The 25,713-nt window shown below is 72.5% G+C and carries 23 protein-coding genes; 7 read left to right on the plus strand and 16 right to left on the minus strand.

Going from position 1 to position 25,713, the window contains the following annotated elements; translation table 11 throughout:
• Positions 1 to 51 precede the first annotated feature (51 nt).
• The 3 genes from DT076_RS10200 to DT076_RS10210 are packed head-to-tail and all read right to left on the minus strand — an operon-like array spanning position 52 to position 2,845.
• Complete coding sequence (locus tag DT076_RS10200) at positions 52 to 987, minus strand: LysR family transcriptional regulator (RefSeq protein ID WP_114126548.1); 936 nt, start codon at positions 985 to 987, stop codon at positions 52 to 54.
• A gap of 53 nt (positions 988 to 1,040) precedes the next feature.
• A complete protein-coding gene (locus DT076_RS10205) occupies positions 1,041 to 1,721 on the minus strand; it encodes a FadR/GntR family transcriptional regulator (RefSeq protein ID WP_114126549.1) in 681 nt (226 codons plus the stop codon).
• Entirely contained in the window at positions 1,718 to 2,845 is a 1,128-nt protein-coding gene (locus tag DT076_RS10210) for an L-talarate/galactarate dehydratase (protein WP_114126550.1), read from the minus strand. The genes DT076_RS10205 and DT076_RS10210 overlap by 4 nt, the downstream gene beginning before the upstream one ends.
• Before the next feature lie 72 nt (positions 2,846 to 2,917).
• Between DT076_RS10210 and DT076_RS10215 the strand changes: the two genes are divergently transcribed.
• Both DT076_RS10215 and DT076_RS10220 read left to right on the plus strand, forming a co-directional pair.
• Positions 2,918 to 4,345, plus strand: coding sequence for an alpha-hydroxy-acid oxidizing protein (locus DT076_RS10215; protein WP_233493851.1), 1,428 nt, complete (start codon positions 2,918 to 2,920; stop codon positions 4,343 to 4,345).
• 77 nt (positions 4,346 to 4,422) lie between these two features.
• Positions 4,423 to 4,842, plus strand: coding sequence for a VOC family protein (locus tag DT076_RS10220; protein WP_114126551.1), 420 nt, complete (start codon positions 4,423 to 4,425; stop codon positions 4,840 to 4,842).
• A 12-nt stretch (positions 4,843 to 4,854) separates the two neighbouring features.
• Here the strand turns inward: DT076_RS10220 and DT076_RS10225 are convergent, their stop codons facing one another.
• From DT076_RS10225 to DT076_RS10250, 6 genes are read right to left on the minus strand one after another with little or no spacing between them, the layout of a single operon-like run.
• Positions 4,855 to 5,448, minus strand: coding sequence for a class I SAM-dependent methyltransferase (locus DT076_RS10225; protein WP_114126552.1), 594 nt, complete (start codon positions 5,446 to 5,448; stop codon positions 4,855 to 4,857).
• The gene (gene truA, locus DT076_RS10230; protein WP_233493857.1) at positions 5,445 to 6,317 is read right to left on the minus strand and encodes a tRNA pseudouridine(38-40) synthase TruA; all 873 of its coding nucleotides are present in this window, start codon (positions 6,315 to 6,317) and stop codon (positions 5,445 to 5,447) included. The genes DT076_RS10225 and truA overlap by 4 nt, the downstream gene beginning before the upstream one ends.
• Positions 6,314 to 7,060: a tRNA (guanosine(46)-N7)-methyltransferase TrmB gene (gene trmB, locus DT076_RS10235; protein WP_114126554.1), complete on the minus strand. Its 747-nt coding sequence runs from the start codon at positions 7,058 to 7,060 to the stop codon at positions 6,314 to 6,316. The genes truA and trmB overlap by 4 nt, the downstream gene beginning before the upstream one ends.
• Positions 7,057 to 7,278, minus strand: a complete 222-nt coding sequence (locus DT076_RS10240) for a hypothetical protein (protein WP_114126555.1) — start codon at positions 7,276 to 7,278, stop codon at positions 7,057 to 7,059. Before DT076_RS10240 ends, trmB begins: the two co-directional genes overlap by 4 nt.
• Before the next feature lie 23 nt (positions 7,279 to 7,301).
• Positions 7,302 to 9,563, minus strand: a complete 2,262-nt coding sequence (locus DT076_RS10245) for a heavy metal translocating P-type ATPase (RefSeq protein WP_199539093.1) — start codon at positions 9,561 to 9,563, stop codon at positions 7,302 to 7,304.
• Complete coding sequence (locus tag DT076_RS10250) at positions 9,560 to 11,581, minus strand: cytochrome c oxidase assembly protein (protein ID WP_158548102.1); 2,022 nt, start codon at positions 11,579 to 11,581, stop codon at positions 9,560 to 9,562. Before DT076_RS10250 ends, DT076_RS10245 begins: the two co-directional genes overlap by 4 nt.
• 116 nt (positions 11,582 to 11,697) lie before the next feature.
• Here DT076_RS10250 and DT076_RS10255 point away from each other — a divergent pair, with 116 nt between their 5' ends.
• Entirely contained in the window at positions 11,698 to 13,380 is a 1,683-nt protein-coding gene (locus DT076_RS10255; RefSeq protein ID WP_114126557.1) for an ABC-F family ATP-binding cassette domain-containing protein, read from the plus strand.
• A 78-nt stretch (positions 13,381 to 13,458) separates the two neighbouring features.
• Here the strand turns inward: DT076_RS10255 and DT076_RS10260 are convergent, their stop codons facing one another.
• The 6 genes from DT076_RS10260 to DT076_RS10285 all read right to left on the minus strand — a co-directional run bounded on the left by DT076_RS10260 (position 13,459) and on the right by DT076_RS10285 (position 20,883).
• Positions 13,459 to 13,968: a hypothetical protein gene (locus tag DT076_RS10260; protein WP_114126558.1), complete on the minus strand. Its 510-nt coding sequence runs from the start codon at positions 13,966 to 13,968 to the stop codon at positions 13,459 to 13,461.
• A gap of 109 nt (positions 13,969 to 14,077) precedes the next feature.
• A complete protein-coding gene (locus DT076_RS10265) occupies positions 14,078 to 14,257 on the minus strand; it encodes a hypothetical protein (RefSeq protein ID WP_114126559.1) in 180 nt (59 codons plus the stop codon).
• Between the two features lie 78 nt (positions 14,258 to 14,335).
• Entirely contained in the window at positions 14,336 to 14,638 is a 303-nt protein-coding gene (locus DT076_RS10270; RefSeq protein ID WP_114126560.1) for a hypothetical protein, read from the minus strand.
• 31 nt (positions 14,639 to 14,669) lie between these two features.
• Complete coding sequence (locus tag DT076_RS10275) at positions 14,670 to 16,370, minus strand: sodium:solute symporter family protein (protein ID WP_114126561.1); 1,701 nt, start codon at positions 16,368 to 16,370, stop codon at positions 14,670 to 14,672.
• Between the two features lie 173 nt (positions 16,371 to 16,543).
• Entirely contained in the window at positions 16,544 to 19,381 is a 2,838-nt protein-coding gene (locus tag DT076_RS10280) for an immune inhibitor A domain-containing protein (protein ID WP_199539094.1), read from the minus strand.
• Positions 19,382 to 19,617: 236 nt separating this feature from the next.
• Positions 19,618 to 20,883 carry a citrate synthase gene (locus DT076_RS10285; protein WP_114126562.1) on the minus strand — a complete coding sequence of 422 codons (1,266 nt, stop codon included), beginning with the start codon at positions 20,881 to 20,883 and terminating at the stop codon, positions 19,618 to 19,620.
• Between the two features lie 227 nt (positions 20,884 to 21,110).
• Between DT076_RS10285 and rplM the strand changes: the two genes are divergently transcribed.
• The 4 genes from rplM to DT076_RS10305 are packed head-to-tail and all read left to right on the plus strand — an operon-like array spanning position 21,111 to position 24,389.
• Entirely contained in the window at positions 21,111 to 21,554 is a 444-nt protein-coding gene (gene rplM / locus DT076_RS10290) for a 50S ribosomal protein L13 (RefSeq protein WP_114126563.1), read from the plus strand.
• A 17-nt stretch (positions 21,555 to 21,571) separates the two neighbouring features.
• On the plus strand, positions 21,572 to 22,087 hold the full coding sequence (gene rpsI / locus DT076_RS10295; protein WP_114126564.1) for a 30S ribosomal protein S9: 516 nt from the start codon (positions 21,572 to 21,574) through the stop codon (positions 22,085 to 22,087).
• A 4-nt stretch (positions 22,088 to 22,091) separates the two neighbouring features.
• Positions 22,092 to 23,465: a phosphoglucosamine mutase gene (gene glmM, locus DT076_RS10300; RefSeq protein ID WP_114126565.1), complete on the plus strand. Its 1,374-nt coding sequence runs from the start codon at positions 22,092 to 22,094 to the stop codon at positions 23,463 to 23,465.
• A 48-nt stretch (positions 23,466 to 23,513) separates the two neighbouring features.
• On the plus strand, positions 23,514 to 24,389 hold the full coding sequence (locus DT076_RS10305; RefSeq protein WP_114126566.1) for an LLM class flavin-dependent oxidoreductase: 876 nt from the start codon (positions 23,514 to 23,516) through the stop codon (positions 24,387 to 24,389).
• Between the two features lie 10 nt (positions 24,390 to 24,399).
• Here the strand turns inward: DT076_RS10305 and coaA are convergent, their stop codons facing one another.
• Positions 24,400 to 25,356 (minus strand): type I pantothenate kinase, encoded by a 957-nt coding sequence (gene coaA / locus DT076_RS10310; protein ID WP_233493858.1) that lies wholly within the window; start codon positions 25,354 to 25,356, stop codon positions 24,400 to 24,402.
• Positions 25,357 to 25,713: the final 357 nt, after the last annotated feature.

Raw genomic sequence — 25,713 nt, forward strand, 5'->3', positions numbered from 1 at the left:
CCCACCCTAGGGACCGGCCTGATACCCGTCCAGGACCGATCGGGCATTCGGTCATACCCCAGCTGCATCGCCTGGTTCCTCGACCGAGCGCTCCACCAGCTGCAGCACCCGCCGCAGCAGCGGGGTGAGGCCGTCGCGCGCCCAGATCGCGTGCAGCTCCACCGGTCGGGCCGGGTCGCTGTCGGCGTGCGCGCCGGGCACCTCGGTCAGCCGCTGGAACCGCACCCCCTGCACGTGCAGCGCCGCGACGCCCGCGGGCACGAAGGCGACCCCCTGGCCGGCGGCCACCAGCAGCACGGCGGTGAGCACCTGCTGCACGTGCTGCTCGATCCGGGCGTGGCCGTTGAGCAGGAAGCGGACGGTCAGCTCGTGCAGGTAGCGGGCGGAGGTGGGGTGGTAGCTGATCACCGACTGCCCGTCGAAGTCCTCCGGCGCCAGCGGCCGGTCGAGGCCGGCGAGCGGGTGCCCGGCCGGCACCACCGCCCGCAGCGGCTCGCGCAGCACCAGCCGGGAGGACAGCGAGGCGGTGTCGAACGGGGGGCGCGCCAGCCCGAGGTCGATCTGGCCGCGGCGGATCCCGTCGACCTGACCGCCGCTGGCGCTCTCGTGCAGCACGACGTCCACCTCGGGCAGCTCGCGGTCGAGCAGCCCGAGCAGCGGGCCGAGGACGCCGATCGCCGAGACCGCGGTGACCCCGAGGTGCACGGTGCCGGCCGAGCCCGCCTCCACCCGCCGGGCGTGCTGGACCGAGGCGTCGACCGCGGCCAGCATCCGGTAGGCGTCCTCCAGGAACGCCGTCCCGGCCGGGGTCAGCGCCACCCGGCGGTGGTCCCGGTCGAGCAGCCGGGCGCCGACGCTGCGCTCCAGCCGCTGGATCTGGCGCGACAGCGGCGGCTGGGTCATCTGCAGCCGTTCGGCGGCCCGGCCGAAGTGCAGCTCCTCAGCCGTCGCGATGAAGCACCGGATCTGGTCCAGCGTGATGGCCATGCCCGCAAGGTATCGCTCGGACGCCTCGCCGACCCCGAGCATCGAGCGGCGGCTCAGCCGGGGACCAGCCGCCGGCGGGTGGCGGCCAGGTGCACCCGCATCGCCGCCCGCGCGGTCTCCGGCTCACCGGCCAGGACCGCCGCGGCCACCGCGTCGTGCTCCTGGCGGACCCGCTCGACGTGGCGGGCGTCGCTGAGGGAGTACTCCTCGCCGAGCCGGGTCCGCGGCAGCATGATCATCATCGGTCCGAGGGCGTCGAGCAGCTCGAGGTAGAAGCGGTTGCGGCTGGCCTCGGCCACCGCCCGGTGGAAGGCGAAGTCGGCCTCCACCATCTCCGCCGGCCGGGCCCGGCCGAAGGTCTCCACCGCCTGGCGGATCCGGGCGGCGGCGTCCTCGGTGCGGGCGCCGGCGGCCAGCGCGGCGGCCTCGCCCTCCACCCCGATCCGGAAGTCGATCATCGCCAGCACGTCGCGGTGGCTGCGGATCGCCGACTCCTCGAGCCGGAAGGACGAGGGCTCGGGGACGGCGAGCACGAACGAGCCGCGGCCCTGGAAGGTCTCGACCAGCCCCTCGGCCTGCAGCCGCGAGACCGCCTCGCGCACGACCGTCCGCGACACCTCGAACTCCGCCACCAGCGCGGCCTCCGACGGCAGCTTGGCCCCCGGGCCGAGCTCGCCGGACAGGATCTGGCGGCGGATGCCGTCGACGACCCTGGCGGCCAGCGTGGTCGTCACGTCGCGGACGCGCCGAACCGGGCCGTCTCGACCGTCAGGGCGCGCATCTGCTCGCTCAGCGTGAAGCCCAGCCCGGGACGCTCCGGCAGCCACATCCGGCCGTCGGAGATGTCGATCCGCTCCTCGAACAGCGGGTCGAGCCACTCGAAGTGCTCCACCCACGGCTCGGTGGGGTAGGCCGCGGCCAGGTGCAGGTGGATCTCCATCGCGTAGTGCGGGGCGAGCGCCAGCCCGGCGTGCGCAGCCAGCGTGGCGAAGCGCAGGAACGGGGTGATGCCGCCGATCCGCGGGGCGTCGGGCTGGACGATGCCGCGGTAGCCGGCCTCCAGCAGCGCCATGTGCTCGGGCACCGAGGTGAGCATCTCCCCCGTCGCGATCGGGGTGTCGAAGGTGCGGCTGAGGTCGGCGTGGCCGGTGGCGTCCCAGGCGTCCAGCGGCTCCTCGATCCAGACCAGGTCGTAGGCCTCGAGCTCGCGGCACATCCGCCGGGCGCGGGCGCGGTCCCACTGCTGGTTGGCGTCGACCATCAGCGGCACCTCGCCCAGGTGCTCGCGGACGGCCGCCACCCGCTCCAGGTCGGTGCGCCAGTCCGGCTGGCCGACCTTGATCTTGATCCCGCCGATCCCGCTGGCCAGCGAGGCGTCGGCCTTCTCCCTGATCTCTTCGACGCTGGCCTGCAGGAAGCCGCCGGAGGTGTTGTAGACCCGGCAGGAGTCGCGGTAGGCGCCGAGCAGCTTGGCCAGCGGCAGACCGGCGCGGCGGGCCTTGAGGTCGTGCAGGGCGACGTCCAGGGCGGCGATCGCCTGGGTGGCCACGCCCGAGCGGCCGACCGAGGCGCCGGCCCACAGCAGGCTGTCGTAGACCTTGGCGGTGTCGGAGGGGTCCTGCCCGATCGCGACCTGGGCGATCTCCTTGAGGTGGGCGTACTGCGAGGGGCCGCCGGCCCGCTTGGAGTAGCTGAAGCCCATGCCCTCCACGCCGTCGGCGGTGGTCACCTCGGCGAACAGCAGGACGACCTCCGACAGCGGCTTCTGCCGGCCGGTGAGCACCTTGGCGTCGCTCACCGGGTTCTGCAGCGGCAGCACCACGTGCGACAGGGAGATCGAGGCGATGGAGTCGGACATGGGCATCCCGTCTGGTCGGACGACTTGTATGATGAGTTCGGAACTTATCCGATGAGCAGGGGAGGGACAAGAGTGTCCGCAGCCGACCCGCCCGACACCCCGGTCGCGCCGCCAGGCGCGCTCGGAGAACCCGCGCCGCCAGGCGCGCTCGGAGAACCCGCGCCGCCAGGCGCGCTCGGAGAACCCGCGCCGCCAGGCGTTGCTGGGCGCACCGAGCCGGAGCAGATCGCGGCCGAACCCGCCCCGGCACCGCCGCCGCGCCGGTCGCCGGCGATCCCCGCACCGCCCCGGCGGCTGCCGCGCTGGCGCGACCTCGAGCCCTTCCTGAAGACCCGGCCCTGGCACGCCGACGCGGTCGAGCGCCGGCTGGCCCGCTGCGTCACCGTCGACGACGTGGAGCGGCTGGCCCGGCGCCGGGTGCCGGGCGCGGTGTTCGACTACGTGCACAGCGGCGCGGAGTCAGAGGTCTCCCTGGCGCGCAACCGGGACGCCTTCGCCGACGTCGAGCTGCGTCCGACCGCCTGGGACGCCGTCGGCGACCCCGACACCAGCACCACCCTGCTCGGACGCCCGGCCGCCGCGCCGATCGTCCTCGCGCCGACCGGCTACAGCCGGCTCAGCCACCACACCGGGGAGCGGGCGGTCGCCGCGGCCGCCGCCTACGCCGGGATGCCGTACACGCTGTCGACCTACGGCACCACCTCCATCGGTGACGTGGCCGAGGCCGCACCCACCGGGCGGAACTGGTTCCAGTTCTACGTGATGCGCGACCGCGCGGTCACCGACCAGCACCTGGCCGAGGCCCGCGAGCACGGCTACGAGGCCGTGATGATCACCATCGACACCACGGTGACCGGGCTCAAGCGCAAGGACCTGCGCAACGGCTTCGCCATCCCGCCGCAGCTCACCCTGCGCACCTTCGCCGACATGGCCCGCCACCCCGGCTGGGTGGCCAACATCCTCACCACCGAGCCGCTGCGGTTCGCCACCTTCCCGGCCGGCTCGCCCTACGGGCTGTGGGGGATGTCCAACCAGCACCGCGAGCAGCGGCTGCGGCCCTCCGACGTCACCACCATCAAGGAGCAGTTCGGCGGGCCGGTGGTGGTCAAGGGCGTGCTCTCGCTCTCCGACGCGGTGCGCTCGGTGGACGCCGGCGCCGACGCGATCGTGCTGTCCAACCACGGCGGACGCCAGCTCGACCGCTCGCCGGTGCCGCTGGAGCTGCTGCCGCAGGTGGTCGACGCGGTGGGGGACCGGGCCGAGGTGTACCTCGACTCCGGGGTCCGCAGCGGGGCCGACGTGGTGGCCGCGCTGGCGCTGGGCGCCCGGGCGGTGCTGATCGGGCGGCCCTACCTGTACGGCCTGATGGTCGGCGGCCAGCGCGGGGTGGACCGGGTGCTGGAGATCCTCACCTCCGAGATGGAGCGGACCATGTCGCTGGTCGGGGTCTCCCGCGTGGACGAGCTGCGCCCCGAGCACGTCCGGCTGCGCCGCTCCTGAGCCGGGTCCCCTCGGCGTCTCCGGACTGTTCCGGAACGTCCAAGACGGCGGGGACGGGCTTCGCGCAGACTGACCGCATGACGCCACAGATCTCGGCCAAGCTCGTCGTCGCCTCCGCCGACGCCGCCATCGACACCTACCGCCGCGTCTTCGGTGCGGAGCTCCGCCAGCGCTACACCTCCGGCGACCGGGTGGTGTACGCCCAGCTGGAGCTGCTCGGCACCCTGCTCGAGCTCAAGGACGCCGACGAGTTCGACCAGCTCGCCACCCCGGGCCGTCCCGGCGTGCTGCTGTCGGTCACCACCGACGACCCGGACGCCCTGGCCGAGGCCATGGTGGCGGCCGGCGGCTCGGTGGTCTTCCCGGTCGCCGACCAGCCCTACGGGGCCCGCGGCGGCCGGGTGGCCGACCCGCACGGGCACCAGTGGCTGGTGCAGACGCCGCTGCGGCTCGGCCCGGAGGAGATCCAGCGGGCGACCGCGGCGATGGACGGCTGAGCGACCTCCCGCTCAGGCCCGGGCGACCTCGAGCACGCGGAACCCCTTGGCGCTGGCCGTCCGCTCGCACCGCCAGCCCTGCTCGACCAGCCAGCGCTGCAGCGAGTCCGCGCCGAGGTTGCGCCCGACCACCAGCCGGGCCACGCCGTCGTCGGTGAGTCGCGGCAGCCACTGCAGCAGCAGGTCGTGCAGGGCCTCCTTGCCGATCCGGATCGGCGGGTTGGACCACACCTCGTCGTAGCGCGCGTCCGCGTCGACCTCCTCGGGCCGCAGCGCGGTGACCCGGTCACCGACGCCGGCGGCCCGGGCGTTGTCGCGGCACAGGGCGAGCGCGCGCTCGTTGACGTCCACGGCGTCCACCCGGGCCCGCGGCGCCTCCAGCGCGAGCGCCAGCGCGATCGGGCCCCAGCCGCAGCCCAGGTCGAGCACCCGGCGCGCCGAGGGGTCGGGCCGGTGGGTCCGCAGCAGGACGCCGGTGGCCAGGTCGACCCGGTCGGCGGAGAACACCCCCGAGGCGGTCTGCAGCGCCAACGGATGCCCCCACAGCTCCACCTGCAGCGGGCGCCGGCGCTCCGGGCCCTCGGGGGTCTCGAAGTAGTGGCTCACTCCTCGTCCTCCTCCTCGTCCGGCTCCAGCCCCAGCTCCGACCTCGCCCGCATCCGCCGGGACGCCTCCGCCCGCGCGGCGACCTCGGCGTCGGGTGGGTAGCGGACCTCCTCCAGGGTGAGGCCGCAGGCCGCCATCACATGCACCTGGTAGTGCCGCCGGGGGCTCGCCGCGACCATCGCCAGCCAGTCCAGGTCGCGCTGGCCGGTGGCGACGGCGGTCAGCGCACCGACCAGCGAGCGCACCATCGAGTGGCAGAAGGCATCGGCCCGCAGCATCACCTCGACCCGGCTGCCGAGCAGGTCGTCCACCCGGCGGGCCTCCACGTCGGTGAGCGTGCGGATGGTGGTGGCGCCGGCCTTGTGCCGGCAGAAGGGGGCGAAGTCGCGCAGCCCGAGCAGGGTGGCCCCGGCGGTGTTGAAGGCGTCGACGTCCACCCGGTGCCGCACGGGCGCGACGAAGCGGCGGTGCAGCGGGTCGGGCACGTCGTCGGCCATCCGGTACACGTAGCGCCGCCACAGCGCGGAGAAGCGGGCGTGGAAGCCGGGCGGGGCCGGTGTGACGTCGAGCACCGACACGTCGGCCGGCAGGGCGCGGCGGAGCCGGCGCAGGACGTGGGCCGGGTCGGTGCCCGCCGGCAGGTCGACGTGGGCCACCTGGTGGCGGGCGTGCACGCCGGCGTCGGTCCGGCCCGCGCAGGTGATGGCCGCGGCGTACGGAAGCCGGAGCACCCGGGTCAGCCACAGCTCCAGCTCGCCCTGCACCGTGCGGTAGCCGGGCTGCACGGCCCAGCCGGTGAAGTCGGTGCCGTCGTATGCCAGGTCGATCCGCAGCCGCCGCGTCTCCGGCGTCATCGGGGCCGGGGTCATCGGCGCCGGAAGGTGAGGTCGCGGATGGTGCGGCCGGCCGCGGTGCCCTTGGCCTCGAACTTCGTCACCGGACGGGCCTCCCAGCGCGGCGCCCACTGCTCGTGCAGGTTCTCGAACGCCTCGTGCTCGGTGAGCACCCGCAGCATCTGGTTGGCGTAGTCCTGCCAGTCGGTGGCCAGGTGCCACTGCCCGCCCGGGCGCATCCGGGCGGCCACCAGGTCGGCGAAGGCGGAGGTGACCAGGCGGCGCTTGCGGTGCTTGAGCTTGTGCCAGGGGTCGGGGAAGAACAGCCACAGCTCGCTCAGCGCGTCCGGCCCGAGCAGCAGCGTCAGCCCCTCCACGGCGTCGGCCATCACCACGCGCACGTTGTCCACCCCGGCCCGGTTGATCCGGCTCAGCGTGCTCGCCACCGCCGGCTGGTAGACCTCGAAGGCCAGCACGTCCAGCTCCGGGCGGGCGGCGGCCATCGCCACCAGCGACTCACCCGAGCCCGAGCCGATCTCCACCGCCAGCGGGGCGTCGCGGCCGAACAGGGCCGCCAGGTCGAACGGCTCGGCCGACGGGTCGACCGAGGTCTCGCGCGGACCCTCCGGCACCGGCACCACCCACCGGTCGGCGAACCGGTCCCAGGCGTGCTGCTGGGTCTCGGTGAGCCGGGTGGTGCGGCGGACGTAGGAGACGATGCCCCTGCGGTGGCCGGTGCTGGGACGCGGGCCGCCGGCAGGGCGGGGACCCGCGGTCATCGGCCGTCCCGCTCCTGGCGCCGGCGCTCGTAGACGAACAGCGCGCTGCCGAGGACGCCGAGGAAGGTCAGGCAGACCAGGGCGCCGACCCAGAACGAGTCGGTCCACCACACCGCGAGCGCGCCGGGAACGGCGCAGAGCAGGGCGAGCAGGTAGAGCCGTCCCTCCTTGGCGAGGGCGGAGCGCAGGTCGCGGCGCTCGGGTGGGTCGGCTGGCACGGGGGACAGGGTACGCGGAGCGGTCAGCGGGTGCGGAGCCCGGCGCGGGCGGGGTCGTAGCCGCGCAGCCGCAGGCTGTTGCCGACCACGAACAGCGAGGAGAGGCTCATCGCGAGACCGGCGATCAACGGGTTGAGCAGCCCGAAGGCGGCCAGCGGGATGGCGGCCACGTTGTAGGCGAAGGCCCACACCAGGTTGCCGCGGATGGTGCCCAGCGTCCGCCGCGCCAGCGCGATCGCGTCCGGCACCACCCCGAGGGAGGGGCGGACGAGGATCATGTCGGCGGACTTCATCGCGATGTCGGTGCCGCTGACGACCGCGAGCCCGAGCCCGGCGGTGGCGAGCGCGGCGGCGTCGTTGATGCCGTCGCCGACCATCGCCACGCGGCGGCCCCCGGACTGCAGCCGCTCGACGTGGGCGACCTTCTCCGTCGGGAGCACCCCGGCGACCACCTCGTCGACGCCGATCGCGGCGCCGACCTGCTCGGCGGCGGCCGGGGCGTCCCCGGTGAGCAGCACGGTGCGCAGCCCGAGACCCTTGAGCCGGGCGACCGCGCCGGCGGCGGAGTCCTTGAGGGTGTCGGCCAGCTCGAACCCCCCGACCAGCCGCCCGTCCGCCGCCACCAGGACGAGCGTCCGGCCGGCCTCCGCGGCGGCGGCCACCCAGTCGTCGGCGGGGGAGAGGGACACCTGCTCGCGCTCCATCAGCGCCCGGTTGCCGACCAGCACGTCGCGGCCGCCGACCCGGGCGCGGGCGCCCAGCCCCCCGAGCGCGGTGAAGTCGTCGGCGCCGGGCAGCGGCTCGGCACCCCACCGGTGCACCACGGCCCGTCCGATCGGGTGCTCGGAGTGCTGCTCCACCGCGGCGGCGATCCGCAGCACCTCCTCGGTGTCCGACCCGCAGGCGTGGACGCCCACCACCTGCATCTCGCCGGTGGTCAGCGTCCCGGTCTTGTCCAGCACCACGGTGTCGATGGCGCCGGACGACTCCAGTGCGGCCGGTCCCTTGATGACGATGCCGAGCTGCCCGGCCCGGCCGACGCCGACCATCAGCGCCGTCGGCGTGGCCAGCCCCATCGCGCACGGGCAGGCGATGATGAGCACCGAGACCGCGGCGTTGAAGGCGTCCCGGACGCCGCCGCCGGCCAGCAGCCAGCCGGCCAGGGTGAGCACGGCGATCCCCAGCGCCACCGGCACGAACACCGCGACCACCCGGTCGACGAGGGTCTGCACCCGGGCCTTGCGGGCCTGCGCCTGCTCGGCCATCGTCGCCATCTGCGCCAGCTGGGTGCCGGCGCCGACCCGCTCGGCCCGCACCACCAGCCGGCCCGACAGCGCGATGGTGCCGCCCAGCACCCGGTCGCCGGCCGCCACCTCGGCCGGTGCGGGCTCCCCGGTCATCATCGAGGTGTCCACCCCCGAGGCGCCTGCGGTCACCACGCCGTCGGCGGCGATCGTCTCGCCCGGCCGCACCGCGAACTCGTCCCCGCGGGCCAGCGCGGACACCGGCTCGACGCTCTCCACGCCGTCGCGGACCACCCGCACGGTGGTGGCGGCGAGCTGGTTGAGCGCGCCGAGCACGTCCCCGGCCGCCCGCCGGGAGCGGGCCTCCACGTAGCGGCCGGTGAGCAGGAAGGTGGTGACGGCGGTCGCCACCTCCAGGTAGATGGCATCAGCCCCCTCGGGTGTGACGCCGTAGCCGAGCCAGTAGCCGGGCTCGTCGGAGCCGAGGACGATCGCCAGCACCGACCACAGGTAGGCCGAGACCACCCCGAGCGAGACCAGCGTGTCCATGCTGAACGAGCCGTGCCGCAGGTTGCGCAGGGTGGCGCGGTGGAAGGGCCAGGCGCCCCAGAGCACGGTCGGGGTGGCCAGGGCCACCGCCAGCCACTCCCAGCCGGGGAAGCGCAGCTCCGGCACCAGGGCCAGGATGATCGTCAGGCTGCCCAGCGGCACCGTGGTGACCGCGCCGAGGGCGATCCGGCGGCGCAGCGGCGCCAGCCGGTCGGGGTGGGAGGTGTCGTCGGGATCGGCGTCGCGGTCGACCACGGTGGCGTCGTAGCCGGCGGCGCGCACCGCCTGCACCACCCGCTCGTCCAGGCCGTCGGCCGGGCCGCTGAGGACGGCCCGCTCGGTGGCGTAGTTCACCACCGCGCTGACGCCCTCGAGCTTGTTGAGCTTCCGCTCGATGCGGTTGGCGCAGGCCGAGCAGGTCATCCCCTGCAGGTCGTACTCGCGGGTGCGGGTGCTCGGCAGTCCCGCGTCCGGACGGGTCGTGGTGGTCATGGGCGTCCGCTCCGCTGCTCGGTCTCCCGTTCGCGGCGGGCCAGCTCGGCCAGCATCTCGTTGTAGGCGTCGAGGGAGGTGTCGTGACCGGCGCTGGTGGCCCGGTCGAAGCGGCGGGCGGCCCGCTCGTCGGAGCGGAACCACTGGAAGAGCAGCGCGATCGTCACCCCGAGCAGCGGCAGCTCGCCCATGCCCCAGGCCAGCTGACCGCCGGTCTGCTGGACGTCGGCCAGCGCGGACGGCCCGTCCGGGGCGCCGCTGACCGGGCGCCAGAGCAGGTCGAGCCCCGAGTAGTAGTCGGCGCCGATCACCTGGCTGTTGAGCACCGCGACGGCGAAGAAGGCGTGGAACGGCATCGCGGCCAGGATGTAGCCGAGCTTGGCGATGTGGGGGATCGGGCGTCCGGGGGAGTCCACCCCGATGACCACCAGGTAGTAGAGGAAGCCGACGGCGATGAAGTGGACGTTCATCAGCTGGTGCGCCCAGTGGTACTTCATCACGGTGCCGAACAGCCCGGTGAGGTAGAGGGCGTAGAAGGAGCCGACGAACAGCACCCAGATCACCAGCGGGTGGCCGAGCACGTGCAGCGCCCGGGCGTTGAGCCCGGCGTTGACCGTGTCACGCAGCGAGAGCAGCTGGCCGGGACGCGCGGCCCCCCGCACGCGCAGCAGCAGGGTGAGCGGGCCGGCCAGCACCATCAGCGCGGGCGCGCCCATGTTGAAGACCATGTGCACCACCATGTGCCAGTCGAAGCTGGTGGAGGCGTACTGCCAGACCTGGCTGACCGAGACGTAGGTGATGGTCAGCCAGCCGGCCACCCAGGCGGCGGTGCGTCCGCGCGGCCAGGCGTCCCCGCGCCGGCGCAGCCGCCGGACGCCGAGCAGGTACAGCCCGATCATCGCCAGGCTGACCACCAGCAGCAGCAGGTTGACCCGGCCGGGCTGGACCAGGGCGAGGAAGGACGGCGCGTCGGGCACCTCGTAGCCGAGGAAGTTCTGCTGCGGGGTCTGCGGCACCCGGAACCGCGGCGGCACCAGCTGCGACTGCACGACCGTCGTACCGGCCACGAGCAGCAGCAGCACCGCGTCGACCACGGTGGTCAGCCGTGCCAGCCCGAGCCGAGCCGTCACCCCGGCGCCCTGAGCCTGTCGCAGGGCGACCGCGCGGACGCCCCACGACCCGGCCAGCAGCACCAGCAGCGCCACCGCCACCACCACCGACAGCCCGTAGCCCGGCGCCAGCCACGGCTCGCCGGCCAGCTCGAACCACCCGATCAGGACGCGCGCCGGCAGCGCCACCAGCAGCGTCACCCCGAGCAGCCGGTGGTAGCGCCGCAGCAGGTCGCCACGCGCCCGGTCCCGGCCGGTGAGCGCCACCGCGGCGCCGGTGGCGAGCGCCAGCAGCGGGGTGGCGAGGATGGCGGCGTCGGAGGCGAGGTCGTGGTCGGCGCCCACCGAGACCTGGGCGGTCACCACCGGCGGCAGGTGCACGAGCACCGCCACCGCCAGCAGCAGCACACCGGTCCGCCAGGTGCGCACGAACGGCAGCACCGCGGCCAGCACGAAGGCCACCACGGCGGTGAGCAGCCAGGCCTGGGTGGTCTGGGTGGCCAGCAGGAAGTCGCGCAGGTTCCCCACGGCCACGCCGACGGCGATGCCGCTGGTGTCGGCGGCGTCGAAGGGCACCAGCGCGAGGGCGGCGGCGCACCAGCCGAGGGCCCAGTGCCGGGCCACCGCCAGCTGGTCCAGCGCGGTCTCGTCCAGCCGTTGGGGGCCTCGGCCGCGGCGGCGCCGGGTCAGCACGACCCGGGCGAGCGCGGCGACCGTGCCGACCGCGGCGAAGGTGACCAGCAGCCGCAGCGCGCCGGTGACCTCGGTGGTGAGCGGGTCGGCGTCCTCGTGCCCGAGCAGCGGCGGCTGACCCGCCTGCCAGGAGATCGCCCCCCACAGCGCCACGGCGGTGGCGAGGAGGCCGACCAGCCATGGCATCACCGAACGTGCCGCCACAGAGCTGCCCATCCTCGTCCCGACGCCAGATGCCGCCTCCTCCGACGAGGGGGAGGCCGACACAGCACTGTACCCGGCGGTCGGGAAACCCCTCGCCGGACGAGGTGGTGGGGCCTAGCATCCGCGCCATGGGCCACGTCGACCTCTCCCACGTCAGCTACTCCCTGCCCGACGGGCGGGTGCTGCTGGACGACGTGTCGTTCCGGGTGGGCGACGGCGCGGTGGTGGCCCTGGTCGGTCCCAACGGCGCGGGGAAGACCACGTTGATGCGCATCGTCGCCGGCGACCTGGCCCCGGACTCCGGGACGGTCAGCCGCAGCGGCGGGCTGGGGGTGATGCGCCAGTTCATCGGCTCGATCCGCGACGGCTCCACCGTCCGCGACCTGCTGCTCTCGCTCGCCCCGGCCCGGGTGCGGGCGGCGGCCGAGCAGCTGGACGCCGTCGAGCTGGCCCTGATGGAGGACGAGTCCGACGCCCTGCAGCTGCGCTACGCCGAGGTGCTGGCCGAGTACGCCGACGCCGGCGGCTACGAGACCGAGGTCACCTTCGACGCCTGCTGCACCGCCGCGGTCGGCGTCGGCTACGACCGTGCCCGCTGGCGTCCGGTCGACACGCTGTCGGGAGGTGAGCAGAAGCGGCTGGCGCTGGAGTACCTGCTGCGGGGGCCCGACGAGGTGCTGCTGCTGGACGAGCCGGACAACTACCTCGACGTCCCGGGCAAGCGCTGGCTGGAGGGACAGCTGCAGGCGACCCGCAAGACCGTGCTGCTGGTCAGCCACGACCGCGAGCTGCTGGCCGAGGCCGCCACGGCGGTCGCGGCGCTGGAGCTGGGGGCGGCGGGGAACACGCTGTGGGTGCACGGCGGCGGGTTCGCCACCTTCGCCGCCGCCCGCCGCGAGCGGTTCGCCCGGTTCGAGGAGCTGCGCCGGCGCTGGGACGAGGAGCACCAGAAGCTCAAGGACCTGGTGCTGATGTACAAGGTCAAGGCGGCCAGCAACTCCGACATGGCCAGCCGGCTGCAGGCCGCCCGGACCCGGCTGGCGAAGTTCGAGGAGGTTGGGCCGCCGCAGGCGGTCCCGCTGGAGCAGCAGGTGACGATGCGGCTGTCCGGCGGCCGCACCGGCAAGCGCGCGGTGGTGGTGGAGAACCTGGAGCTGACCGGGCTGATGCGGCCCTTCGACGCCGAGATCTGGTTCGGCGACCGGGTCGGGGTGCTCGGCTCCAACGGCTCGGGCAAGTCGCACTTCCTGCGGCTGCTGGCCCGTGGCGGCTCGCTGCCGGACGCCGAGCACCGCCCGGTCGGCGGGCTCGACATCGCCCCGGTCGCCCACACCGGCTCGGCCCGGCTGGGCGCGCGGGTGCGGCCCGGCTGGTTCGCCCAGACCCACCACCACCCCGAGCTGCTCGGGCGGACCCTGCTCGACGTGCTGCACCGCGGCGACGAGCACCGCGAGGGGATGCCGCAGGAGCCGGCGGCCCGCGCCCTGGACCGCTACGGGCTGGCCCGGCAGGCCGAGCAGCGGTTCGAGACGCTGTCCGGCGGGCAGCAGGCGCGGCTGCAGATCCTGCTGCTCGAGCTCTCCGGCGCCACCCTGCTGCTGCTCGACGAGCCCACCGACAACCTCGACATCGAGTCGGCCGAGGCCCTGGAGCAGGGGCTCGCCTCCTTCGAGGGCACGGTGCTGGCGGTCACCCACGACCGCTGGTTCGCCCGCGGGTTCGACCGGTTCCTGGTCTTCGGGGCCGACGGCACCGTCTACCCCTCCGAGCAGCCGGTCTGGGACGAGGGCCGGGTGGCGCGGGCCCGCTGAGGGCGACCCTCCTGGGACGGCGACGGCGCGTGACCGGGGACCGGCCACGCGCCGCGCGGGGGATGGGTGCGCGTCAGCTCAGAGGCGACGGCACTGGTCCTCCTTGTTGCCCTCCACCCGGTTGCCCTTGCCGGTGGGAGCGGGGGAGTTGGACTTGCACTGCAGGTTCCCGTCGACGCGGTTGCTGTTGAGGTGCTGGCGGCCGCGGTTGGAGAACAGCTGGATGTCGCCGTCCACGGTGTTGGAGTGGACGCTGGCGATGCCGCCCTGCTTGAGCTGGATGTTGCCCTTGACGACGCTGCTCAGCACCAGCACGCTGTGGTGCCGCTCGGCCTGGATGTTGCCGTCGACCCGCACGGAGCGGGCCTCGAGCCGGGCGCCCTTGTAGACCTTGATGTTGCCCTTGACCTTGGTCTTGTTGAGCTTGCAGGTGGCGCCGGAGGGCACGCGGATGTCGTCGACGGTGACCGCGCCGAGGGTGCCCCGGCAGGTGCGCTCCCCGGCCGAGGCCGGAGCGGCACCCACGGACAGGGTGAGCGGCAGCGCGACGACCGCGGCTGCGACGACGAGGGCTGGGAGACGCTTCATGATGGGTGTCCTTCTGCTGGGCGGGTCCTCGGTGGACCCGATGGCAGCAGCGTCCCGACCAGGGGTGATGGGGTGATGAGGCGCCGGTGAGAGCCGCCTCATCCGGTCCTCAGCGCCGGCGGCGTCGTCCGAACCGCTCGAGGCGGGCCAGGTTCCGCACGACGGCGTGGTCGGGTCCGTAGCGCTTCTCCAGCTGGCGCCGCACCACCGCCAGCACGGCGGTCACGAGCGGCACCACCACGGCGAAGACGAGCCACATCCGGAGCCGGGCGCTGAGGAAGGCCCACATGACGGTCCTCTCGGTCGAGGTCGAGGTGCTGCGACGCTACCCGCCCGCCGCGGCGGCACACCGGAGCGGGCCCGGTCCTCAGTCGGTGGGGGCGATGTCGCGGCGCTCCTCGGCGCCGGGCTCGTTCTCCTTCACCACGATGCGGATCGGGCGGAGCCGCGCCCACAGCACGAACAGCGCGCCGAAGGCCAGCATGGCCAGCCCCGTCCACAGGTTGGCGTTGAGGTCGGCCGTCTTGGCCCGGGCCGCCTCGTCGAAGAAGAACAGGCCCATCACCGTCAGCACCAGGCCGTAGATGCCGATCAGCAGACCGATGAAGTTGCGGATGTCGAACCCGCCGACCTTCTCGACGTGGCCGTCGGGGACGGTGCTCTCACTCATGTCCGGCTCCTTGTGTGTGCTGGTCGGGCCGTCAGGCGAAGACGACGTTGAGGGCGATCACGAGCACCAGGCCCAGGATCGCCATCGGGACGGGGCGGCGCCAGATCGGCAGGCTCTTCTCGTCGGGGTCGACGAGGTCGGCGCGCGGGGTCTCGGAGTAGACCAGCCCGCGCAGCTCGCCCACCGGCTTCGGCTGGGTGGCCAGCGAGACCACCACCATCAGCACGATGTCGACCACGAAGGCCACCCCGGCGGCCAGGAACGCCGCGCCCTGGCCGGGCAGGCTGAACACGCCGGTCTCCGACATCACGAAGACCACCACCGCCGAGAGCGTGCCGGCCACCAGACCCACCCAGCCGGCGGTCGGGGTGGCCCGCTTCCAGAACATGCCGAGCAGGAAGGTGGCGAACAGCGGGGCGTTGAAGAAGCCGAAGAGCGTCTGCAGGTAGTCCATCAGGTTGGAGAAGTTCGCCGCGATCAGCGCGCTGAAGATGGCGATCACGCAAGCCGCCACGGTGGCGATGCGTCCGACCTTGAGGTAGTAGTCGTCGGGGCGGTCCTTCTTCACGTACTGCTGCCACAGGTCGTAGCTGAAGACGGTGTTGAAGGCCGACACGTTGGCCGCCATGCCGGCCATGAACGCCGCCAGCAGACCGGCGATGGCCAGGCCCAGCAGACCGGTGGGCAGCACGTCGCGCATCAGCAGCAGCAGCGAGTCGTTGTAGGTGACGCCGGTGGCCGCGGTGGCGGCCGCCTCGCCCTCGGCGGCGTAGACCTCCTTGTACCGGGTCAGCTCGCCGACCAGGACGGCCGCGATCATGCCCGGGATGATGACGATGAAGGGCACGAACATCTTCGGGAAGGCGCCGATGATCGGGGTCATCCGGGCCGAGGTGATGTCCTTGGACGCCATCGCCCGCTGGACCTCGACGAAGTTGGTCGTCCAGTAGCCGAAGGAGAGCACGAAGCCGAGACCGAAGACGATGCCGATGGTGCTCAGCACCGGGTTCTCGAAGCCCGACAGCGCGGCTCCCGGCCAGGTGCTGAGCTGCTCCGCACCGCCGGCCTCGGAGTCGGCGGTGACCCGGTCGACCAGCCCCTGCCAGCCGCCCACGCGGTGCAGACCGATCAGGGTGAGCGGCAGCAGGGCGGCCACGATGACGAAGAACTGCAGCACCTCGTTGTAGATGGCCGCGCTCAGCCCGCCGAGGGTGATGTAGGCCAGCACGATCGCCGCGGCGACCACCAGACCCACCCACAGCGGCCAGCCGAGCAGCCGGTTGACGATGGTGCCGAGCAGGTAGAGGTTGACGCCGGCGATGAGGATCTGGGCCAGCGCGAAGGAGATGGCGTTGACCAGGTGGGCCCCGGTGCCGAACCGCATCCGCATGAACTCCGGCACCGAGCGCACCTTGGAGCCGTAGTAGAAGGGCATCATCACCACGCCGAGGAAGAGCATGGCGGGCACCGCGCCGACCCAGAAGTAGTGGAACGTCGGGTAGCCGTACTGGGCGCCGTTGGCCGACATGCCCATCACCTCGACCGCGCCGAGGTTGGCCGAGATGAAGGCCAGCCCGGTCACCCAGGCCGGCAGCGAGCGGCCGGAGAGGAAGAACTCGATCGAGTTGGAGACGCCGCGCTTGGCGAACCAGCCCACGCCGAGCACGAAGAGGAAGTAGAGCGCGATCAACAGGTAGTCGATCCAGGCGGCGTCGAGCCGGATCTCGGTCACGGGGTGCTCCTGTCTGCACGACGAGGTGCTGGGGTGCCAGCCGGACCGGTCTACTAGACGGCCGGTCAGGGGTCAACCTGGGGGTCGACACCGGGTGCGCGGCCGGAGACGCCGACGGGGCGGTCGCCGCGGCTGCGACGACCGCCCCGGGTGGGCGGATCAGGACCTACCGGTCACCGGTCGGCCTCGGGCGGGGTCACCCGGATCTGGGCGATCTGGTTCCCGGCCCGGGTCTTGCCGACGTCCAGCCGGACGCCGTAGGGCTGGGTCGGGTTGCCGTCGCCGAGCGGCACCGGCAGACCGACGTCCTCGCCGTAGAGCTCGGGCACCGGGTTGCCCTCGGCGTCGACCACCCGCACCGGGTAGGGCGCGTTGTCCTCGTTCGGGATGACCACCGAGGCGTCCTGGTCGCGGTAGAACAGCTGGTTGCCGCGGACCTCGATACCGGGGTAGTAGCCCTGGGAGTCGTCGAAGGTGCTGACCGCCGGCAGCGAGCCGAAGTCGGTGCAGTACTCGGTCGACCACTCCTCGCCGGGCACCTCGGCCAGGCACTCGGTGAACGGCACGGTGGGCGAGCCGAACGCCGCGTTGGAGGACTGGGCCCGCGAGGGCAGGTTCTTCAGCGTGGTCGGGTCCTTGGCGGCCGCCTCGCCGCTGCGCCGCAGCGGGTCGAAGTGGCTGTCGACGATGAGCAGACCGCCCTTGGTGCCCACCGAGGGCAGGTCGAGGGTGGTCGCCAGCACCGGGTTGTTCTCCCCGTACAGGGTGTCGCGGTACCAGACCAGCAGCCCGGCGTTGTAGGCGATGTGCTCCACCTTCCACGGGCCGTGGCTGGAGTAGGTGGTGTCGTAGCCGTACTTCAGCCCCTCGTCGAAGCCGTCGTAGTTGCGCCACTCCGCCAGGTAGTACTGGGCCTGGTCGAGCTCACCGCTGAACAGGTGCCAGCCCTGCCCGGAGGCGCTGCCCGGCTGGAAGGTGCCGACCCGGGGCGTCCAGCCGTTCTCGCCGTTCTCGGTGTCGTCGCTCCAGACGATGTCGGTGCCGGAGGTGAGGGAGAAGTCGTCGGCGAACCAGCCGCGCTCCAGGAACGCGGCGTCGGTGGCCACCCGGAGCCGGATCTGCACCTGCTGCCCGGCGTAGGAGGAGAGGTCGACGTAGTCGTGGCGCCACCCGCCGCTGCTGCCGGTCAGCCCGTAGCGCTTGTCGCCGAAGGTGGCGAGGTTGCCGTTGGGGTCGGGGTAGCCGTCAGGGGTGCTGACCTCGACTCCGTTGGTGTCGAAGACCTTCTGCTCGGTCCAGGTGGTGCCGCCGTCGGTGGAGACCTCGACGAAGCCGAAGTCCCAGTCCTGCTCGATGACGTAGTTGTTCCACATCCAGAACCGCGGGTCGGCGGCGGGGACGTCGATGGTGCGGGTCAGGGTGTAGTCCGCCCAGTCGCCGCTCGCGCCGTTCCACCACATCGAGTCGCCGCTGTGCGGCTCGCCCAGCACCTGGCGCTTGTTGGGCAGGTTGATGATGAGGCCGTCCTCGGTGCCCTGCGGCGTCCGTGACGTCTGCCCGACCTGCACCGTGCGGCGCCGGTCGCCGGGGTTGAACTCGAGCGGGTCGACCCAGCCCAGCACCCACTTGTCCCACAGGCCCATGTGGGTCGGCATGGTCTGGAAGATCGGGCCGGCGTGGCTGCCAGACGACATCAGGTCCCAGAAGTCGACGTCGGAGTCGCCGCCGCTGGTGACGTCGTAGAGGTCGGGCAGGCCGAGGTCGTGGCCGTACTCGTGGGCGAACACGCCCACGCCGGAGTCCTCGGGCTGGACGATGTAGTTGCTCATCCGGATCCCGGTGTCGCCGATCTCCGGGGCGTTCGGCAGCGCGGAGCTGTGCGCCCAGATGGCGTAGGTGCCCTCGGCCCCGCCGCCGCCGGACTTGTCCTCACCGGCGTGCACCAGCACGAGGTGGTCGATCACGCCGTCCGGCTCGTGGAAGTCGCCGTCGCCGTCGACGTCACCCTGGTCCTCGATGTCGTAGTCGGCGAAGGGGAAGTCGGGGTCGGTCTCGTAGAGCTTGTTGACCGCGTCCAGCGCCATCTGCTGCGGGCCGCCGGAGCCGGGGTAGCCGTCCATGTCCTGGATCCGGCCGGCCTCCCACTCGCCCTCCTCGTTCTGGAAGCAGCGGTCGGCGGCGTAGTAGGCCTCGGAGTTGTCGAGCTTGATCCACGGCGTCGCCTCACCGGTGACGGTGTAGGCGCCCTTCGACATCTCCTCGTACATCGCCTTCATCGTGTAGCCGGAGATGTCGAAACCGGGCTGTCCGTCGGGGCCGGTGAGGTCGGTGCGGACGCGCTCGGTGATGCCCTCGTCGGTGTAGAGCATCGTGTTGTAGTGCTCGGAGGAGAAGTCCTCGACCCAGAAGGAGTTGTTGTCCTCCTCGGGCCAGCTGGCCGGGTCGGGGATGTTGTTGTGCAGCGGACCGGACGGGACGTCGGTGGCCGGCACGCAGGTGCGGTCACCGGTGACCGTCCGCGGCACCATCACGCCGGACCAGTCGTAGGTGACGTCCTCGTCGTACTCCACCAGGATGGTCAGCAGCCGGGCCTCCTGCGTGCTGGGGGCCTGCTTGAACTGGCGGGGGTTCTGGCCGGTCTTCACGGCCTTCTGCTCCGCGCGGGCCAGCTGCTCGGCGGCCCGCGGGTTGCCCTCGGCGTGCTTGCGGTTGAAGGCCTCGGCCTGCTCGCGGGCCGACTGCTCCTCGCTCCGGCCCTCCTCGTCCTCGCCGACCTCGGCGTCGTCGTCCTCGAGGTCGACGGTGGGCGCCACGTAGTTGATGTAGGCGTCGTCGGGGCCGTAGGGGTTGGGCCCGGTGGACTCCGTGACCGGCGCCGGCTCCGCGTTCGCCTGCGGGGTGCCCGTGGCCGCGACGCCGCCCAGGACCAGGGCGAACGAGGCGCCCAGGACGAGGGGGGCGAGGGTCCGGGGTGGGCGCCGGGGGGCGCTCGACGGTGGCTTCTTCGGCACGGTGCTGCCTTCCTCCGGTGGTGCAGGGTGACCCTGGGGTGCAGGGCTGAGCGGACGCGGATCGCACGTCTGGTTGCCCTCGATCCTCGCCCTCGGGGCGACGCCGGGGCAGACCTGCGGCGGCGACGTTACCAAACTGTGACCTGGGGGCCAAGACCCCGCGGGGCGCTGCGACAGGTCCCAGACGGCGACGGGGGAGGACGTCGGCGACGTCCTCCCCCGTGGTGGCCGGCTGCTCAGCGCTGGTCGATGGGCACGAACTCGCGCTGCCGCTCCCCGGTGTAGATCTGCTTGGGCCGGGCGATCTTCTGCTCCTTGTCGGTCACCAGCTCCTGCCACTGGGCCAGCCAGCCCGGCGTGCGGCCGATGGCGAAGAGCACGGTGAACATCTCCGGCGGGAACTCCAGCGCCTCGTAGATCAGCCCGGAGTAGAAGTCGACGTTCGGGTAGAGCTTGCGGGAGACGAAATACTCGTCCTCCAGCGCGATCTTCTCCAGCTCCTGGGCGATCTCGAGCAGCGGGTTGACCCCGGTCACCTCGAAGACGTCCTCGGTGGCCTTCTTGATGATGGTGGCCCGCGGGTCGTAGTTCTTGTAGACACGGTGGCCGAAGCCCATCAGCCGCTCGTTGCCGGCCTTGACCCCCTCGATGAAGCTGGGGATGTTGTCGGTCGAGCCGATCCGGCGCAGCATCTTCAGCACCGCCTCGTTGGCCCCGCCGTGCAGCGGGCCGTAGAGGGCGCCGATGCCGGCGGCGACCGCGGAGTAGGGGTCGACCTGGGAGGAGCCCACCGAGCGCACCGCGTTGGCCGAGCAGTTCTGCTCGTGGTCGGCGTGCAGGATGAACAGCACCTCCAGCGCCTTGACCAGCCGCTCGTCGGCCGCGTAGTCGCGCTCGCTCATCTTGAACAGCATCGACAGGAAGTTCGCGCAGTAGGACAGCTCGTTGTCGGGGTAGATGTACGGCTTGCCCTGGCTGTGCCGGTAGGCGAAGGCCCCGATGGTCGGCATCTTCGCGATCATCCGGGTGATCTGCAGGTAGCGGTTCTCCGGGTCGGAGATGTCACTCGCGTGGGGGTAGAAGGTGCTCAGCGCGCTCACCGAGGACATCATCATGCCCATCGGGTGCGCGTCGTAGCGGAACCCGGTCATCAGGCTCTTGATGTTCTCGTGCAGGAACGTGTGGTGCGTGACGTCGTGCGTCCACTGCGCCAGCTGGTCCGACGTGGGCAGCTCGCCGTTCAGCAGCAGGTAGCAGACCTCGAGGAAGCTCGACTGCTCAGCCAGCTGCTCGATCGGGTACCCGCGGTACTCCAGGATGCCCTGCTCGCCGTCGATGTAGGTGATCGCGCTGCGGCAGGAGGCGGTGTTGACGAACCCGGGGTCGTAGGTGGCGAGACCGCCCACCTTCTTCAGGTCCGCGGCCCGGATGGTGCCGTCGACGATCTCGATCTCGTGCTCTTCGCCCGTCCGGTTGTCGCGAATCGTGAGGGAGTCGGTCATGGGCTTCAATCTAGGGGTGTCGTGGAGGGCGGGCGAATCGCCCCTGGGCGGTCCGGCCGTTTTGACCCGACCGGTGCCGCCGAGTAGTGTGAGGCGCTGTTGCGCTGAGGCGTGCCCACCCTGGTGGTGAGCTGCAGCCGCCCGTGGTGGCCCTCGGTGCGTCCACAGATGTCAGCTCCACCCTGTCGGCCGCGGCCGGCAGCACACTCACGGAAGATGGTCCCAGCGTGTCTACGTACACTCCGAAGCCTGGCGAGGTCACCAGGAATTGGCATGTCATCGATGCCGAGGACGTCGTGCTGGGTCGCCTGGCGGTCCAGGCGGCGACGCTGCTGCGCGGGAAGCACAAGCCGCAGTACGCCCCGCACGTCGACACCGGCGACTTCGTGGTGGTGGTGAACGCCGCCAAGATCGCCCTGACCGGGCACAAGGCCACCGACAAGGTGCAGTACCGCCACTCCGGCCGTCCGGGTGGGCTGAAGAGCATCGCGCAGGGTGACCTGCTGCGCACCGACCCGCGGAAGGCCGTCGAGCTGGCCGTGTGGGGGATGCTGCCGAAGAACAAGCTGAGCCGCCAGCAGCTGAAGAAGCTGAAGGTCTACGCCGGCCCCGAGCACCCGCACACGGCGCAGCAGCCGTCGGACTTCCAGATCACCCAGATCGCCCAGTGAGCACCCGAGGACCAGAAGTGACCGAGACCGCAGAAGAGAACGTCGAGACCACTCCGTTCACCGAGGGCGAGCGCGAGATCGCCTACCGCTCCGAGAGCGGTGCCACCGGTTCGCAGGCCGCCTCGACCGGCCGCGCCGCGGTGGTCGCCCCCGGCCAGGCCACCGGCCGCCGCAAGGAGGCCGTCGCCCGCGTCCGGATCGTCCCCGGCTCGGGGCAGTGGACCATCAACGGCCGTCCGCTGGAGGGCTACTTCCCCAACAAGGTGCACCAGCAGATCGTCTCCGAGCCGTTCGGCACGGCCGGTGTCGAGGGCTCCTACGACGTCATCGCCCGCATCCACGGCGGCGGCGTCACCGGTCAGGCCGGGGCCCTGCGTCTCGGGGTGGCCCGGGCGCTGAACGAGGTCGACGCCGAGGCCAGCCGTCCCGCCCTGAAGAAGGCCGGCATGCTGACCCGCGACGCGCGCGCCAAGGAGCGCAAGAAGGCCGGTCTGAAGAAGGCGCGTAAGGCTCCCCAGTACAGCAAGCGCTGATCCGGTGGGGCGTCGTCTGTTCGGCACCGATGGTGTCCGCGGCCGTGCCAACGCCGACCTGACGGCCGAGCTCGCGCTCGACCTGTCGGTGGCGGCGGCGCACGTGCTGGGAGAGGTCGGTGCCTTCGGCGGCGCCCGTCCGCGCGCCCTGGTCGGTCGCGACCCGCGGGCCTCGGGGGAGTTCCTCGAGGCCGCGGTGGTCGCCGGGCTGGCCAGCGCCGGCGTGGACGTCGTCCGCCTGGGTGTCGTCCCGACCCCCGGGGTGGCCTGGTGCGTCAAGGCGTCCGGGGCCGACCTGGGCGTGATGATCTCGGCCAGCCACAACCCGATGCCGGACAACGGCATCAAGTTCTTCGCCCGTGGCGGGGTCAAGCTCGACGACGCCATCGAGGACGCGATCGAGGCCCGGCTGCGTGAGCCGTGGCAGCGTCCGACCGGGGCCGGGGTGGGCCGCACCAGCACCGACGACGCCCTGATCGAGGGGTACGTCGCCCATCTGGTGGCCAGCCTGCAGGGCCCCGACCGGGAGCAGGCGCCGGCCAGCCTGCACGGTCTGACCGTCGTCGTCGACTGCGCGAACGGGGCCGCCTCCCAGACCGCGGTGGCCGCCTTCGAGTCCCAGGGTGCGCACGTCATCGCCATCCACGCCGAGCCGGACGGCATCAACATCAACGACAACTGCGGGTCCACCCACATGGGCGACCTGCAGACCGCGGTGGTCGAGCACGGCGCCGACCTGGGCATCGCCCTCGACGGTGACGCCGACCGCTGCCTGGCCGTGGACGCCTCCGGTGCGCTGGTCGACGGCGACCAGATCCTCGCGGTCCTCGCCCGCGCCATGAAGGAGGCGGGCACCCTGCCCTCCGACACGGTGGTCGCCACGGTGATGAGCAACCTCGGCTTCGTGCACGCGATGCGCGACCAGGGCATCACCGTCGAGCAGACCAAGGTCGGCGACCGCTACGTCCTGGAGGCGATGAAGGCCGGTGGGTTCGCCCTCGGCGGGGAGCAGTCCGGCCACGTCGTGCTCTCCCAGTTCGCCACCACCGGCGACGGCACGCTCACCGCGCTGCACCTGATGGCCACGATGGCCCGCACCGGGCGGTCGCTGGCCGAGCTGGCCGCCGTGATGACGCGGCTGCCGCAGGTGCTGGTCAACGTCGACGACGTCGACAAGAGCCGCGCCACCACCGACCCCGAGCTCACCGCCGCGGTCGAACGCGCGACGGCGGAGCTGAACGGCAGCGGACGGGTGCTGCTGCGCCCGTCCGGCACCGAGCCGCTGGTGCGGGTGATGGTGGAGGCCGAGACCCACGACCGCGCCGACCAGGTGGCCCGTGAGCTCTCCGAGGTGGTACGGGTCCGGCTCGGCCGCTGATCCTGGGCCTCCCGCCCCGCGCGGGACCGACTGAGACGAGGACCCGTCGTGCGCTTCGGCATCGTCATCCTGCCCGAGCTGCCCTGGCGCGAGGCCGGGCCGCGGTGGCGCGAGGCGGAGGAGCTGGGTTTCGACTCGGCCTGGACCTACGACCACCTCAGCTGGGGCGGGCTGCCCGACGTCCCCTGGTACGGCACCGTGCCGACGCTGACCGCGGCGGCGATGGTGACCCGCCGGATCCGGCTCGGCACCTTCGTGGTCTCGCCCAACTACCGCCACCCGGCCTCCTTCGTCCGGGAGCTGCTCTCCCTGCACGACGTCTCCGAGGGCCGGTTGCTGCTCGGGCTCGGCGCCGGGGGGACGCCCGACGACCGCGTCCTCGGCACACCCCCGCTGTCCCCGCGGCAGAAGGTCGACCGGCTGGCCGAGTTCACCGCCCTGCTGCGCCGGCTGCTCGGCGAGGACCACGTCGACCACCAGGGGGAGTGGTTCACCGCGGTCGACGCCCGGTCCAACCCGGGTGAGGCCGCCGACCTCCCGCTCGTGGTGGCGGGTAACGGGCCGCGCTCGCTGCGGCTGGCCGTCCAGCACGGGTCGACGAGCCCCGACGGCGGATGGGTGACCACGGGCGGGCGCGCCGACGACCAGGAGGGGTGGTGGCGCTCGCTGGCCGAGCTGTCGGCCCGGCTCGACGAGCAGTGCGCCCGCACCGGGGCGACCCTGCGTCGCTACCTGTCGGTCGACTCCGGTCACCGCTACGCGCTGCAGAGCGCCTCGGCCTTCGCCGAGTGCGTGGAGCGTGCCGCCGCACTCGGTTTCACCGACGTCGTCACGCACTGGCCGCGCCCGGAGCCGCCGTACGTCGGCACCCGCGACACGCTGGAGGAGGTGGCCGCGTTGCTGCCGCAGTGGCGCGGCCTCTGATCCGGGCCGGTCAGACCTTGCGGATGCGGACCCAGCTGACGTCGTGGTGGGCGCCCTTGCGCAGGATCGCGGTGGCCCGGCCGCGGGTGGGGCGGACGTTCTGCACCAGGTTCGGACCGTTGATGGTGTCCCAGACCCGGTCGGCGTAGGCCATCGCGTCCTCGTCGCTCAGCTTGGTGAAGCGGTGGAAGAACGACTCGGGCTTGCGGAAGGCGGTCTGGCGCAGCGTGGCGAACCGCTCGAGGAACCAGGTCTTGATGTCGGCCTCGAGGGCGTCGACGTAGACGGAGAAGTCGAAGAAGTCGCTGACGGCCAGGCCGCTGGTGCCGTCGGCGCGCTGCCGCGCCGGCTGCAGCACGTTGAGCCCCTCGACGATGAGGATGTCGGGCTGGTTCACCACGATCTGCCGGCCGGGGAGGATGTCGTAGTACAGGTGGCTGTAGACCGGTGCGGTGACGTGCGGCTTGCCCGACTTCACGTCCATCACGAAGCGCAGCAGGCTGCGCCGGTCGTAGGACTCGGGGAAGCCCTTGCGCTGCAGCAGCCCACGGCGCTCCAGCTCGGCGTTGGGGAAGAGGAAACCGTCGGTGGTGACCAGCTCGACGTGGGGGTGCTGGGGCCAGCGGGAGAGCAGCTCCTTGAGCAGCCGGGCGGTGGTCGACTTGCCGACGGCCACGGAGCCCGCGACCCCGATGACGAAGGGGGTGCGCTCGACGGAGAGCTGCAGGAAGTCGTGGGTGGCGCGGTAGAGGTGGCCGGTGTGCTCGAAGTACTGGCTGAGCAGCCGCGTCAGGGGGAGGTAGACCTCGACCACCTCCTCCAGGCTGGTCGGGTCGTTCATGCCACGCAGCCGGGAGAGCGCCTCCTCGTCGAGCGTCATCGGCGTGCTGGACGCCAGCTGCGCCCAGTCCCGGCGGCTGCGCTGCACGTAGGGCCCGTTGGTCTCCCCGCTGGTGTCCAGAGACATGCCGGCCATTGTGTCGCAACGGCCCCTGGCCGCCCGGCGACGACCACCGCCAGGAGTGCGGCGCGGGTCACACCGCTGGGATTTGCGTCCTCGCCCGGTCGTGCGTAATGTTCTCCGAGTCGCCAGGACGGGGGCACGGGCCAGGAGCCCGGCCAACGGACAGCGACCACCTCTCTCCGATCAGCAGTGGATCTTGGCGCCTCCGGGCACGAGGATGCACCGCTGGGGTGTGGGCGGTGACCGGCCGGATGACGCGGGTTTGACTCGCAGAAGAACGGCAGGTAACGTTAGGCGAGTTGCCCCGAGGGCTGGCGGTGAGCTGGTTCGAGGTGTGTGGGTGATTCTTGAGAACTCAAC

The organism is Desertihabitans brevis (assembly GCF_003327535.1).
In the GTDB taxonomy this organism is placed as follows: domain Bacteria; phylum Actinomycetota; class Actinomycetes; order Propionibacteriales; family Propionibacteriaceae; genus Desertihabitans; species Desertihabitans brevis.

What these genes read in the sequence shown, in the direction of transcription:
- DT076_RS10200 (WP_114126548.1), bottom strand. Translation starts at nt 987, where the DNA reads ATGGCCATCACGCTGGACCAGATCCGGTGCTTCATCGCGACGGCTGAG.
- DT076_RS10210 (WP_114126550.1), bottom strand. Translation starts at nt 2,845, where the DNA reads ATGTCCGACTCCATCGCCTCGATCTCCCTGTCGCACGTGGTGCTGCCG.
- DT076_RS10220 (WP_114126551.1), top strand. Translation starts at nt 4,423, where the DNA reads ATGACGCCACAGATCTCGGCCAAGCTCGTCGTCGCCTCCGCCGACGCC.
- truA (WP_233493857.1), bottom strand. Translation starts at nt 6,317, where the DNA reads ATGACCCCGGCCCCGATGACGCCGGAGACGCGGCGGCTGCGGATCGAC.
- trmB (WP_114126554.1), bottom strand. Translation starts at nt 7,060, where the DNA reads ATGACCGCGGGTCCCCGCCCTGCCGGCGGCCCGCGTCCCAGCACCGGC.
- DT076_RS10245 (WP_199539093.1), bottom strand. Translation starts at nt 9,563, where the DNA reads ATGACCACCACGACCCGTCCGGACGCGGGACTGCCGAGCACCCGCACC.
- DT076_RS10250 (WP_158548102.1), bottom strand. Translation starts at nt 11,581, where the DNA reads ATGGGCAGCTCTGTGGCGGCACGTTCGGTGATGCCATGGCTGGTCGGC.
- DT076_RS10255 (WP_114126557.1), top strand. Translation starts at nt 11,698, where the DNA reads ATGGGCCACGTCGACCTCTCCCACGTCAGCTACTCCCTGCCCGACGGG.
- DT076_RS10260 (WP_114126558.1), bottom strand. Translation starts at nt 13,968, where the DNA reads ATGAAGCGTCTCCCAGCCCTCGTCGTCGCAGCCGCGGTCGTCGCGCTG.
- DT076_RS10265 (WP_114126559.1), bottom strand. Translation starts at nt 14,257, where the DNA reads ATGTGGGCCTTCCTCAGCGCCCGGCTCCGGATGTGGCTCGTCTTCGCC.
- DT076_RS10270 (WP_114126560.1), bottom strand. Translation starts at nt 14,638, where the DNA reads ATGAGTGAGAGCACCGTCCCCGACGGCCACGTCGAGAAGGTCGGCGGG.
- DT076_RS10285 (WP_114126562.1), bottom strand. Translation starts at nt 20,883, where the DNA reads ATGACCGACTCCCTCACGATTCGCGACAACCGGACGGGCGAAGAGCAC.
- coaA (WP_233493858.1), bottom strand. Translation starts at nt 25,356, where the DNA reads ATGTCTCTGGACACCAGCGGGGAGACCAACGGGCCCTACGTGCAGCGC.